This is a genomic window from Xanthobacter pseudotagetidis (assembly GCF_043194795.2).
GTDB classification, from domain to species: domain Bacteria; phylum Pseudomonadota; class Alphaproteobacteria; order Rhizobiales; family Xanthobacteraceae; genus Xanthobacter; species Xanthobacter tagetidis_A.
This window is the reverse complement of record NZ_CM195534.1, coordinates 1,919,549-1,932,551: the sequence shown is the minus strand read 5'-3', so window position 1 is coordinate 1,932,551 and position 13,003 is coordinate 1,919,549. Positions and strand designations below refer to the sequence as shown.

At 70.9% G+C, this 13,003-nt stretch carries 9 protein-coding genes; 3 read left to right on the top strand and 6 right to left on the bottom strand.

From position 1 onward, the window contains the following. Positions 1–65 precede the first annotated feature (65 nt). From V5F67_RS08900 to V5F67_RS08885, 4 genes are read right to left on the bottom strand one after another with little or no spacing between them, the layout of a single operon-like run. A complete protein-coding gene (locus V5F67_RS08900) occupies positions 66–1,310 on the bottom strand; it encodes an FAD-dependent oxidoreductase (protein ID WP_509210644.1) in 1,245 nt (414 codons plus the stop codon). Positions 1,311–1,365: 55 nt separating this feature from the next. Continuing rightward, the gene (locus V5F67_RS08895; protein ID WP_394018909.1) at positions 1,366–2,535 is read right to left on the bottom strand and encodes a glycosyltransferase; all 1,170 of its coding nucleotides are present in this window, start codon (positions 2,533–2,535) and stop codon (positions 1,366–1,368) included. Continuing rightward, complete coding sequence (locus V5F67_RS08890; protein WP_394018907.1) at positions 2,523–3,530, bottom strand: hypothetical protein; 1,008 nt, start codon at positions 3,528–3,530, stop codon at positions 2,523–2,525. Before V5F67_RS08890 ends, V5F67_RS08895 begins: the two co-directional genes overlap by 13 nt. After that, a complete protein-coding gene (locus tag V5F67_RS08885; RefSeq protein ID WP_394018905.1) occupies positions 3,514–4,401 on the bottom strand; it encodes a D-alanyl-D-alanine carboxypeptidase family protein in 888 nt (295 codons plus the stop codon). The genes V5F67_RS08890 and V5F67_RS08885 overlap by 17 nt, the downstream gene beginning before the upstream one ends. Before the next feature lie 237 nt (positions 4,402–4,638). Here V5F67_RS08885 and V5F67_RS08880 point away from each other — a divergent pair, with 237 nt between their 5' ends. The 3 genes from V5F67_RS08880 to V5F67_RS08870 are packed head-to-tail and all read left to right on the top strand — an operon-like array spanning position 4,639 to position 6,396. After that, positions 4,639–5,334 carry a DUF1538 domain-containing protein gene (locus V5F67_RS08880; RefSeq protein WP_394018903.1) on the top strand — a complete coding sequence of 232 codons (696 nt, stop codon included), beginning with the start codon at positions 4,639–4,641 and terminating at the stop codon, positions 5,332–5,334. Then, positions 5,331–6,065, top strand: coding sequence for a DUF1538 domain-containing protein (locus V5F67_RS08875; RefSeq protein WP_394018901.1), 735 nt, complete (start codon positions 5,331–5,333; stop codon positions 6,063–6,065). Before V5F67_RS08880 ends, V5F67_RS08875 begins: the two co-directional genes overlap by 4 nt. A 1-nt stretch (position 6,066) precedes the next feature. Next, complete coding sequence (locus V5F67_RS08870; protein ID WP_394018899.1) at positions 6,067–6,396, top strand: P-II family nitrogen regulator; 330 nt, start codon at positions 6,067–6,069, stop codon at positions 6,394–6,396. Between the two features lie 30 nt (positions 6,397–6,426). Here the strand turns inward: V5F67_RS08870 and V5F67_RS08865 are convergent, their stop codons facing one another. Together V5F67_RS08865 and V5F67_RS08860 are read right to left on the bottom strand one after the other, a co-directional pair. Continuing rightward, a complete protein-coding gene (locus tag V5F67_RS08865) occupies positions 6,427–7,332 on the bottom strand; it encodes a universal stress protein (protein ID WP_394018897.1) in 906 nt (301 codons plus the stop codon). A gap of 570 nt (positions 7,333–7,902) precedes the next feature. Then, on the bottom strand, positions 7,903–12,951 hold the full coding sequence (locus V5F67_RS08860) for a VWA domain-containing protein (RefSeq protein WP_394018895.1): 5,049 nt from the start codon (positions 12,949–12,951) through the stop codon (positions 7,903–7,905). Between the last annotated feature and the right edge of the window lie 52 nt (positions 12,952–13,003).

Here is a 13,003-nt window from a genome sequence, read left to right as displayed (position 1 = left end):
CCTCTTCTACCTACCGGCGCGAAGTAGGCACCGGATCGCGATAACAAACGCCCGAAAGTCAAAGTCTAGAACCTGTCCGCGCGATAGGGCGCGGGATCGGCGAACGGCTGTTCCCCTGCCAGCATCTCCGCCAGCAGCCGGCCCGTCGCCGGACCGACCGTGAGCCCATGATGCGCGTGACCGAAATTGAACCACAAGCCGTCCGCGCCGGGCGCCGGGCCGATGACCGGACGCATGTCCGGCGGGCACGGGCGCACGCCGAGCCAGGGTGTCGCCTCCACCGGATCGCCGAGCGGCAGAAGCTGCGCGGCGGCCGCCTCCGCGGCCCTGAGCTGCCGCGCGTCCGGCGGCGCGTCAGCCAGCGCGAACTCGACGCCCGTGGTCAGCCGCAGCCCGCGCGCCATGGGCGACATCACGAAGCCCTGCTCCTGGTCGGCGACCGCGTGCGACGGCATCGCATCGTCCACGAGATAATGGCGGTGATAGCCGCGCTTCATCAGCATCGGAACGGAGCGCCCGAAGCGCCTGGCGAGGCGCGAGGCCCCCGCGCCGAGAGCGATGACGGCGTGCCGGGCCTCTATCCGCGCGTCCCCGGCCGCGACCGACCAGCGTCCGTGCGCCTGACGCAGGCTCTCGGCATCGCCCCGCGCCAGCCGCCCGCCGCGGCGCGCGAAAAGGTCGGCATAGCGCTTCACCAGCGCTCCGGGATCGGTGACGGTCCTCGGATCGTGCCAATGGATGCCGCCCGCGGCGCCGCCCGGCCCGACGCGGATCGTCGGCTCCACGCGGGCGAGCTGGGCGGCGTCGAGCACGCTGTAGGAAAGATTGAAGCGATCGAGGCGATGCACCGCCTCGGCGATCGCCGCGAACGTCTTCGGCGTCCGCCAGATGCCGATCCAGCCGTCGGACCTGACGAGGTCCCCGGCGCCGGCCTGCGCGATCAGCGCGTCGTGCTCGTCGACGCTGGCCTCGATGAGCGGCAGCATCGCCGCGATCGCGAGCCTGAGGTTGGCGCGCGAGGAATGATGCCAGTAGCGGGCCAGAACCGGCGCGTTCCACAGCAGATAGGCGAGGTCGTAGCGGACCGAGGGCACCCGGTTGAGCGCGTATCTCGCCAGCGCCGCCGCCTGCCGCGGAAAGGCGGTGGGGATGACGCTGGAGCGCTCGATGAGGCCGGCATTGCCGAAGCTCGCCCCTTCCCCGGGCGGGCCGCGGTCGAGGAGCGCCACGTCCATCCCGCGCGCCTGCAAATGCAGCGCGGTGCTCACGCCGACGATGCCCGCCCCGAGAACCGCCACATCTACCCGCATGTCCGATCCCATGCTGCGCCGCCCCGCGGATGGACCGGCGGCGCCCTGCCCGCGCTCAGAGAATGTCTCCCCGCCGCGCGAGACGCTGCCAGGCATACCGGGCGCGCAGCAGCAGGCTCCGGAGCCGCGGCAGCCGCTTGCGCGGCGCCCGCACGAACAGCTTCGCCTCCAGTTCGTCGACCCGCTTGCGCAGGGCAGGAACCGCCTCGCGCTCCAGCCACAGGGCATCGACCTCCTTCGCGAGCCGCTCCAGATAGGGCGCGAAGGACGTGTCCGCCGAGAGCGCCGGTGCGGGTGCCGCCGCTGCGTCCCGGTAGATCGCCTCCAGCCGGTCGACGGCGCCCTCGAGCGTGCGCTCCCGCCGGACCCTCGCGGTCACGGCCGCGACATCGGCCGGATTGTAGGCCTCCAGCTGCTGCTTCAGCCAGAGCGTGCCGATCTGCGTCGCGGCCATGAAGTAGCGCGGCCCGAAATTGGAATGGGCCCAGTGGTCGAAGCTTGCGTCCGTGATCAGCTGTCCGGCCTGTCCGGGAATGACGGGAATGACGGCGCATCCCGTCGCCATCGCTTCCAGCGCGCTCTTGCCGATGCCGAAGACCAGATCGTAGTCCTGCAGGAAGATCTCGGGCCGCGGCTGCACATTCTGGTAGGCGCGGCCGATCCATTCGAGTTCGATCCCGAGCGCCGCGCAGGCGCCGTTGAGCCGGTCGAACTCCGCATCGGGCAGGGCCGGGCCGCCGAACAGCAGCGCGCGGCGGACTGTCTCGGGCGGCTGGCGCACCTCCGAGAAGCGCGTCGTGTTGACGAAGTTCGGGACACAGGTGACGCGCTCCGGCGGCAGATCGAGCTCGGCCTGCGCCCGCACCACCATCCATTCGCACATCATCACGTATTTCAGGATGCGCGGATGGAACGGGGGACGCTCCACCCACGGCATGGTGCCGTGGCAATGATAGATCGCGCGCGCCCCCGGAAAGCGCGCGACCGCCGCCATGGCAGGCAGATGGTGCTGTCCGTGGATCAGCTCGGGCGTCCACGGCACGTCGCGCAGCTCCTGCGCCACGCGCGCGCCCGCCGGCAGCAGCATCCGCGCCATGTCGCCGACCTTGGGGCAGAATACCACCACGTCGTGGCCGCGTTCCGAAAGCGTCCGCGCCACTTCGACGGCCACCATCTCGGAGCCGCCCGCCTGGAGCAGCTCGCGCTGGGTCATCAGGACGCGCATGGGCCCTCCGGCGGGGCCGCGACCATCAGGCTGGCGCCAGAGGGCTCGAACAGGTAGCCGATGCCGAAGCCGAGCGGCTCGCTTGCCCGGCTGCGATACGCCGCCGCAAGGGCGGACTGGTCGTAGCGGGAGAAGACGGGAATGTCGCGGGTGAAGCACCCGAAGAGGTCCACCGTCCAGCCCCAGGACCGCAGCAGTTCGTAAGGCACGCCGCTCGGGTCCTGGACCACCAGCGCCGCGCGCTCCCGGATCACGCTCCGCAACGCCTCGAACGGCGCCTCGTGCAGCAGGTAGCTGGCGCTTTTGACGAAGACCGCGAGCTCCCCCGCTGCCGCGAGGCGGCCGTGCAGACCGTGGCCTGCCGCCCAGTGGCCGTCGCGCAGGTCCTGCTGGACATAGGTGAGCCGCTGCGGCCGGGCCGCATCGCCAAAGGTGACGACGACGCCCCGCGCGTCCGCTCCCAGCGGCTCGATCTTCAGCACCGCGAGCCCACAGCGGGCGATCTGCACCAGAAGCAGCGGCAGGACGCCGGCACCGCCGAAGGTGTGGATCGACGCCCGCAGGTCCTTGGTGATGAAATAGGAAAAGTCCAGGTAGTGCCGCGCCGCCGCGACGGTGGCGGCGAAATCGAGGTCGAACCCCTCGGCCCAAGCGCAGGGCTCGACGCCGACCAGGATGAACTCCCGCGCCTGCGGAAACAGCGCGTGGGGCAGGCAGAAGTCCGGTCCTCCGAACGGATAGAACACCGTCGTGACCGGCCGCCGCGGCGCAAGGTGGGCCTGCGCCCAGGCGCGCAGCGGCGCGCGGTGGGCGCGGTCGAAGCGGGTGAACAGGTCGTCGAGCTCGCGGGCGGCCGCGTCCCGCTGCGATTCCCCGCCCGCGAGGCTGATGCCGGGGGGCACGCCGATGCCCGCGACGGCGAGGTCGCGCAGGCCCTCAAGGGCACCGGCGCCATCAAGGTCGGCGCCCGCGCCGGTCTCAGTCTTGCGCAGCAAGCGCCCCTCCGGGAATGGTGCTTCCGATGCCGAGGCTCGCTGCCAGCAGCCCGCCCGCGTCGTTCCAGATGTCGTCCGGCGTGCTGCCCAGCACCACCACCAGCCGCCGGGTCGCCCCGCGCGATCCGGTGGCGGCCAGACAGGCGCCGGAGGCGCGGGTGAAGCCGGTCTTCATCCCGTCGCACCCGTCCATGGTGCGCAGCAGCCGGTTGGTGGCGTCGAGGTGCGTGGCGTCGCCGGAGCCGTGGCGCACCTGCCAGTGCCGCTGCGCCACGAGCGCGCGCACCAGGGGGACGGCATCGGCCGCGGCGCACAGCAGCGCCGCATCGTGCGCGGTGGAATGCTGGCCCTCGTGCGGCAGGCCGGTCGGGTTGCGGAACACGCTGTCGGCCATGCCCAGCGCCTGCGCCCGCGCATTCATCGCCTCCGCGAAGGCCGCAAGGCTGCCCGAATGGTCGCGCGCGAGCGCGAGCGCCGTATCGTTGGCGCTGCCAATGAGCATCGCGCCCAGCAGGTCGTGGCGCGCATAGGCGCCGCCCGTGCGCAGTTCGGCCTTGATGGGCATGCAGGCGGTGTCGCCGGGCTCGATCTCGACAGGTCGCCGGAGGTCGCCGGCCTCGATCACCAGCAGTGCGGTCAGGAGCTTCTGGATGCTCGCAATGGGCGTGCGAACGGAAGCGTTCCTGGCTGCGAGTACCGAACCGGTCTGCGGCTCGACGACCACGTATTTCTCGCAGGTCAAGGCCGGCAGCATAGCTTCAGTCACGCGCAGGACCTCGATGATATCCAGTCGAATTTGTTCTACCTGACTAGACGCCGCACCGAAAGACGCCGGCTTTCTGAAAAAAGCTCGCCTGGAGAGGCGCACCACCTGTACGAAGCATCATTATGATACCGCAGAAAGCGACCAACTTGCCCGCCTGCGCTGCGCATCTGCGCTCTTCCCGGCTCGCTGCCCCCCCGTCTCGCGAGCGGATGCCCGCCTCTCGCCAGCGCGGGCGGTCGCTGAGACAATCCGCCAACGTCGCAAGCCGCGATCTTCCGTTACGTCATACACATGATCTGTCATCATGCATCCAGCAAAATCCATCGGGGGACGGCGGGCACCATGTGGACAGTGCTGCGGACCAGGTTGGCCGAGGTGCTCAGGGCAGTGATGCCGCTGGTGCTGCTCCTCTGCCTGCTGCAGTTCACGTTGGTCCGGGCACCGCCGGAGCTGTTCCTCCAGTTCCTGGCCGGATCGGCCCTCACCATCGCCGGCATGCTGCTGCTGTTCGTGGGCATCGATTATGGCATCCTGCCCATGGGCCGCTTCGTCGGCGCCGAGCTACCGCGGCGCGGGTCGCTGGCGCTCATGGTCGCGGTGGCCTTCGCCCTCGCCTTCACCACCACCCTCGCCGAGCCGGACGTGCTGGTCCTGGCGGGCCAGGTGGACGCGGTGGATGACGGGCCGCTGCCGGGCCTTGCCATCGCCGTCGTGATCGCCATGGGGGTGGCGCTGTTCGTGGCCGCGGCGGTCGCCCGCATCGTCCTCGGCTGGTCCATGCGGGTGGTGCTCGCCGGGTCCTACGGCCTTTTGATCGTCCTCGCTCTGGCGGGGCCGGCGCACTTCACGCCGCTGGCGCTCGATGCCGGCAGCGTCACGACGGGCGTGCTCTCGGCGCCGGTGATCCTCGCCCTCGCGGTCGGCCTGTGCTCCGTGCTCGCCGGGCGCTCGGCGGTCTCGGACGGGTTCGGCATCCTCGGGCTCGCCTCCGTGGGGCCAGTGCTCATGCTCCTGGCCATGGGGCTGGTGCTGCGGTGATCGCGCTGCTGATCGCGGAGATCGAGAGCACGGCGCTCAGCGTGTTGCTCGCCATCGGGCCGCTGATCGCGCTGTTCCTGCTGTTTCAGCTGTTCCTCCTCGGCCTTCCTGCAAAGCAGGTGGCGGACATCCTGGCGGGCACGGCCATCGCTGCGGCCGGCCTGTTCCTCTTCCTGCTCGGCATCGGCGTCGGCTTTCTGCCTTTCGGCCAGGCGGTGGGTGCAGCGCTCGGGCGCCTTGCGGACCAGACCTGGCTGTTCGTCTCCATCGGCCTCCTGCTCGGCCTGTTCACCGCCTGGAGCGAGCCGGCCGTGCGCATCCTCGCGCACCAGGTGGAAGCGGCCTCGGGCGGCGCGATCCGTGCCTCGCTGGTGATCTATGCGGTCTGCGCGGGCGTCGCCGGCTGGGTGGCGCTCGGCATGCTGCGCATCGCCTTCGCGATCCCGCTGCTCTATCTCGTGGTGCCGGGCTATCTTCTGGTGATCGGCCTGATGTGGCTCACCGACAAGGACTTCGCCATGATCGCCGTGGATGCCGGCGGGGTCGCCACCGGACCGCTCGCCAACAGCTTCCTGCTGGCGCTGGCGCTCGGAGCGTCGTCGGCGATGGAGGGGCAGGACCCGGTGGTGCAGGGCTTCGGCTTCGTGGCCCTGATCGCGCTCGCGCCCATCACCTCGATGATGATGCTGGGCGTTCTTGTCCGGCTGAAGAACCGCATTCGGGAGAACTGAGATGCACGATCCGTGTCTCATCGTCAGCATCGTCCGCAAGGGCTGGGGCGATACGGTCCTGAAGGCGACCATGGACGCCGGCGCCCATGGGGGCACCGTGGTGCTGGGGCGCGGCATCGGCCGCAACGAGCAGCAGCGGGTCTTCGGCATCCGTATCGAGCCGGAGAAGGAGGTGGTGCTCACCCTCGTGCCGCAGACGCTGAAGTCGGCCATGCTGCGGGAGGTGGTGCGCGCCGCCGAACTCACCCTGCCGGGGCATGGCCTCGCCTTCGTGGTGGGCGTGGAGCAGATCGTCGGCATCGCCCATCTGGTGTCCGCGCCGCCGGCCTGAGCGAGGCCGGGACGACGGCGCGGGCCGGCATCAGCCGCCCTGCGCCTCCGCCCGGTCGGGGGTGCGCACCAGCAGCGCGTCGCACGGCACCTGATCGAGGATGTCCTTGGCCACGCTGCCCACCAGGACCTCCAGCAGGGCGCCGCGGCCGTGGGTTCCCAGAACGATCAGGTCCACGCCAAGATCCTTGACTCCCTGGCGCAGCACCGTCGCCGGCTCCCCGAACTCGACGAAGGTTCGCACCTGCGTGCGCGTCGCCGCATCCAGGTCCATCGACGCGAGGAAAGCCGCTGCTTTCTGCCGGGCGGCCTCCTGCATCTGTCCACGATAGGCCTTCGCGTCGTCCATCAGGGGGCTCACGCGCATGTCGTAGGCGTGGAACAGCGAGAAGGCATCGCCCGGGAAATCGCGCAACGCGACCTCCAATGCGTGGCGGGAAGGCTCGGAGAAATCGGTGGCCACCGCCACGTGGCGATAGGGATGGCTTGCCCGGCTGCGCACCACCAGCAGCGGCACCCTCGAGCGGCGCAGGAGGCGGTCGACGGTGGTGCCGAGCAGGAAGCGGCCCAGCAGCTCGTCGCGCGCGATCCCGGTCACGATCAGATCGCAGCCGCGCTCGTCGGCGACCCGCGCGGTCACCTCGGCGGGGTCGCCCGCTTCGACGACGATGCGGGCGCGCGCGGCGACCTCGCCCACATCCATCTGGAGCTGACGGCGCGCGACGCTTGCCGGGTCGGGTGGCCGCCGCCAGGAGGGCACGGTGAGATCGGCGCCCTCGCTCGCCGACGTCTCCAACACGTGGACGATCACAAGCTCCGCGTTCCATTGTTTCGCGAGGATCACGGCCCGATCAAGCGCGCGGTCGCAGCGCGGGCTGAGATCCGTCGCGAGCAGGATGGCCTTCGGCCCACCGGCGGGCGCCCTGGTCCCTGTCATGTGCGGTCCTCCCTCGATCGGATTGCAGTCATGGGGTGGACCGCCTGCGCGGTTTCACCCCAGGTGAACGGACAGCCGCCGCCGCGGGGGCCGGGCACATTGAGATCACAGTACCGCCCGGACCATAGGAATTCCCTTACGGCATGTCGACGCACGCGGGTCAATTCGCATGTCGGACCGCCGCCTCGGTCGCCGGGCCTGGCTCACCCGATCCCGCCTGCCCGGTCAATCCCGGACCCGGCCACGATTACGACACCGAGACGATTTGACGGGGGGTTTTGCCGGCGAGCGTCATGCCAAAACCCATTGCACATAAGACGAGCCGCCGCCTCGGCTGCCAGGCGGGGAGATGCGGGAAGCTGAAGCTCGCGGTCGTCGGCGGTGGCGATGCCGGCCGAAAACCCGCCGTGGGCGCTGCGGGCCGCCGCGAGAGCGCGCCTGCAGATGTCGGCGAGCCGCGGATCTGGTCCTTCAATCAGCCCATCCGCCAGAGCGCGAATCGCCCTTGGCTCAATAAGGCAGGAGAGCGCGGTTTCCGCGCCGCTTGGCGCGCAGGCCGAGCGGCGCGCGCTAGTTGCCGCCAGCCGCGCCTGACCGGCCACGCTGCTCCGTCTTCGGCGATGGCGTGGCCGGGATCTTGGGCTGGCGCGGATCGGTTTCGGGCCGGCGCAGGACCGGAACGCATGTCCGGCCCTGGCTGCGCATGCCGCTGGGGCAGAGGCAGCGCGTGCCGGAGCGGTCGGGGAAGGCCGGCGCCACGCAACGCAATGCCGGTGGCGGCTTGACGCACTGGGAGCCGCGCGCTTCGAGCCCCGACGGGCAGACGCATTGCCCCGCCGCATTGGGAATCTTCGGCTTGGCGCAAACGGGCGGCGGCTTCACGCAGGCATTGCCGCGCTCGACCAACCCGTCCGGGCAGCGGCAGGCGCCGGAAGCGGTGGCGACGCGCGGCGGCGCGCATGCCGGTATCCTGACGCATTCGCGGCCCCGCTCCCGGGTGCCGGGCGGGCATTCGCAGACACCGCGCGGACCCGGCACGCGGGGAGCCGCGCAGGTCGGGATCGGGACACACTCCCGGCCACGGGCGATGGTGCCCTGCGGGCACTCGCATCCCTTCGCGGTCGCGACCCGCGGCGGCGCGCACACCGGCGGCCGCACGCATTCGCGGCCGCGCTCGATCGTGCCCTGCGGGCATTCGCATCCCTTCGCGGTCGCGACCCGTGGCGGCACGCACGCCGGCGCCCGCACGCATTCGCGGCCGCGCTCGATCGTGCCCTGCGGACATTCGCAGGCTCCCGCTGCCGTGGCCACCCGCGGCGGGGCGCAGATATCGCCCTTCACACAGGCGCCGAACCTCAGCAGACTTCCCGCCGGGCAGACCACGGGCGGAGGTGGCGGTGGCGGCGGCGTCCGCACGCACTTGCCGTCAGAAAGCGTCTGGCCGGGCGGGCAGCCAGCGATCGCCGGGGCCGGCTCCGCGACCACGAAATTGACGCAGTGGCCCCACTGGCCGCCGCTCGGGCTCATGCCGGGATTCACGTCCGTATAGGCTGCCGGATAGGTCGTCGGCACCGGCGTCTTGCCGTCGGCGACGAAGCAGTTCTTGTAGGTCCCCGCCGGAATCGGCCCGCCGAGCGTCACCGTGAAGGTGATCGTCTGGCCGAGGGCGAGGCTGACATTGGGGTCCGCGCAGGTGGAGGGCGAGCCCGAGCTCCAGGTGCAGTTCACCGGGGGGGTCGAGGTGATGGAGGCGATGGGGATGGGATTCGGCGAGGAGCCGGAGAACAGGCCGTCGCCGAACAGCACCGGTCCGCTGAAGTCGGTGCATTGCGCCGTCACCGTCACCGTGAACTTGCACGGCAGGGCGCTCTCCACGCCCTGGACCGGCGGCCGGCAGACCTCGTTGAGCGGCGTCTTCTTCACCCACAGATAGGGCGTCGTGCACGGCTGCGGCGGCGGCTGCTCGTAATCGCGGATGCAGACCTGCGCGGAGGCCTCGTCCGGCTCGTGCACCGGGCCGGTCTCCGCATTGGCCATGTTGTTCGGCACCGCGCCCACGGTGCCGGTGCCCACCGCCGTGACCTGGGCGAAGTTCCGGATGCACAGCCAGGAGCCGTTGGTGGGGATGGGCGAGGCGGGCGAGAGCGTCACCTTGAAGGAGAGCGTCGCCGTGTCACCCTGCGCCATGGCCGGGATGGTCCACACCACCGGGTCCCCGGCGACGGCGCTGGAGGGCGGGTTGGCCGAGGTGCTCAGGTTGGTGGGGTTGGTGAGCTGGCTCGGCAGGTCATCCTGGACGACGACGTTGGTCAGGTTGCCGGCGGTGTTGGTGAGGGACAGCGTCACCGTGACCTGGTTCACGTTCGGCGTGTCGTGCAGGTTGATGTAGCTGGGCGAGATGCTCTTCGAGAGATAGAGCGAGGGGCACAGCTGCTTGGCAAGCGCGGAGAGTGTGCCGGAAAGCCCGCCGAAGCTCGTCATCTGCACGTTGCCGCCGAGCAAGGCGTTGAGGTGGGTGGAGACGCTGCCGATGCCGATGCCGATCACCGGCACGCCGGCGCCATAGAGCTGGTTCACCACCGGGATCGCCTCGTTGGTGGCGGTCACCGAGTCCGTGTAGAAGGTGTTGCCCGAGCCATCGAGCGCGGCATTCGGCACGCCGTCGGTGATGAACACGACGATGGTCGCGGGCGGGGGGCCGGGCAGCAGCGCGGCCGCCGCGGCGAGGCCCGCCTCCCAATTGGTGCCGCCCACCGGGGAATAGCCGGTGGCGATGCTGCCCCAGGTGCTCGTGGACATGGGCTGGACCAGCTGCGCGGCGTCCGAGAAATGGATCACCGCCGCCTGGGCGCCGTTGGTGTTGAGGATCGCGGCGGCATTGGACAGGGCTGACGTGACCTGCCCTGCTGCCCCGCCGACGCTGCCGGACTCGTCCACCACGAAGATCACGTTGAGGCCGCACATCTTCGGCACCGGCGGCGGATCGTCCGGCTTGTCGAAGCCGTCGTCGTTGACCGTGGCGCAGGCCTTGTTGTTGGCGAGGGTGGTTTCCTGGAAAGAGGCGGGCGCGACCGCGACCTCCGCGCAGTTCTCCCACGGCCCCTTGCCCTTGGTCGTGGCGGTGATGCCGATATGGCCGAGCGTCGCCCCCGGCGCCGCGGGGCCGGCCCCGGTATAGGTGCAGGTGAGCGTGCCGCCCGAGGCGATGGGCGTCGCCGGCCCGCAGTTCCAGTCGGAGGGCGCGGCGACCGCCGTGAAGGTGAGGCCCGCCGGCACCACGTCGGTGACGGTGATGACGTTCGCCCCGGCGAACCCCGACCCCACATTGGTGATGGCGAGATTGAAGGAGACGGTTGCCTCGCCCGTGCCATCGGGCGTGCCGGAGCCTTTCTCCACCTTGCCGGTCTTCTCGATGGCGAGGTCCACCGGCAGCTTCTTCACCTCCACCGTGGCGCAGGCCTTGTTGTTGTCGAGGCTGGTCTCGATGTAGGGCGCGCCCGGCCACAGGCCGACCGTGCCGCAGTTCTCGTACTTGCCCGGCTCCTTCACGGTGGCGGTGACGGTGAGCGGATTGACGGTTCCGCCCGAGGCCAGGATGCCGGGGCCGTAATTGTGCCGGCAGTTGAGGCTGCCGGACGACAATGGCGGCGCCGGGATGCACAGCCAGCCGGCGCCGGTGGCGCTGGTGAAGGTCATGCCCGCGGGCACGGGATCGGAGATGGCGATGGTGGCGCCGGGCGCGAAGGGCGGGCCCGCATTGCTCACCGTCAGGGTGAAGGTGACGGTCCAGAGTCCGGTCCCGGCATCGTATTTCGGCTCGCCGGAAACGGTCTTCTCAAGCTTCAGGTCCACCGGCGGCAGCGGGCAGAGCTTCGGATCGGGATTGATCTTGCAGTCGATCACGACCGGGCCGCACCAGCCCCCCGGCCCGATCGCCCAGGGACAGCCGCCGTCGATCCCGCCGCAGCCGCCGAACGGGCCGCCCCAGCCGGCGCCCGGCGGGCAGACGCCCGGAGGCCACACCGGCGGGTCCGAGACCACCACCACGTAAGGCGGCGCATAAGGATAGAGCGGCCCGCCATACCAGGCCACAGGCGGCACGCAGGGCGCCTTGCGGATGCGCACGCCGCCCATGTGGCCGGCATCCTTCGGATCGGCGGGACGGCCGTCATAGTCCACGAAATAGGTGGCCTCCGGCGGCTCGTTGAAGCTGCGCGCCGGCCCGGCGGGGCTCGCCTGGAGCCCGTCCACCAGGAGCGGGCCGCCGCGCTCCAGCCGCTCGCGCAGGGGCGGCGCGTCCCGGAGCTTCTGGCCGGTGGCCCACAGCGTGGACTCGCAGCCCGCGCCGGTGACGAGCACGCCGTCCGGCCCGTAGCCATAGCCGAGGTCCACGCCGCCATTGGCATTGCGGAAGGTGCCGGCGAAGCCGACGGCGTACTCCTCCGGCTCGCGAACCCAGCGGCTGGGCGTCGCCGGATCGTCCGGCGTCTCCAGCACGTAGCGCAGCACGCGCGGCTCGCCGGGCCGGGTGAAGGTGGAGAAGTCCCAGCTCGCGGCAGGCGGCGCCCGCTGGGCGAGGATCATGGCGCCGCGGTTCGAGAACACCACGTCCGTCACCGGATAGGGCCCTGGCGCCGCAGGCAGCGTCAGCTCGATCCGCGCGTCATCGCCGAACCCGCCGTCGCGGGTGAGACCCACGGACCAGATCTGCGGAGCCTCGGCGTCCGCGCCGTTGTTCACCGAATAGAACAGCCGCCCGTCATGCACCGCGACGGCGAATACCCGGCGCGCGGGCGGCGCGAAGCCCCAGGTCCTCGGATCGTCGGCCTTGAAGCGAGCGCTGGCGATGTTCGGCCGCCCCGCCGGATCGAACGCGACGGGCGCAAGGCCCGCCGCGGCACGCCCCTGAACGCCGTGGTCGTAGGGCGGACCCGGCTCGGTCCCGCCCTCGATGGAGAACCGATGCACCAGTCCGGTGTGGAGGTCGGAGACGAAGAGCTGCCGGCTTGCGGCATCGTAGGCGAGATTGCCGAGGCCCGGCGCCGGGTTGGCCGCGCCGTTCAGCATCACCTCGGCGAACAGGGTGACCGCACCGGTGACGCCGTCCACCCGATAGATGCTTCCCGGCCCGCCCGAGAGGTCGAGCCCGAACTGCCCGGCCATCCAGGACGTGCCCGGACCGCCCTGCCTGCGCCGCTCCGGCAGGCCGTCCGGTCCCCGACCGACAATGGCGAGGCCGAAGGCCGAGGTCGCGGCGAGATAGGCGTTCGGCGCCGGTGCGTCGTCGAGGGCGACGCCGAAGACCTGACCGACGGTCTTCGCGGGCAGATCAAGCCGGCTCGGCGCGGCAATGACGGCGGCGTTCCAGACCGCGCCGGGGCGGCTCAGGTCCAGGATGCGCGCCGCTGCGCCGTCGGGATCGATGACGGTGAGATCGGCGACGCTCTTGCCGGGCGGCCGTGGGACCGCGGGATCGGGCACCCGCGTTCCGGAGAAACCGGAGACCACGGCATCGCCGAGGGAGATCAGGGGCGGAGGCGGCGCCTGTCCAGCGGCGACGCCGGCCATTGCGAGCAAGACGGACCCAATGGCGGCGACGCGAAAGGACGTCTTCGGCATAGGCCGCTCCTGGCACTGCCTTCAGTCAAGTTTCAGCTTAACACGCTTTTGT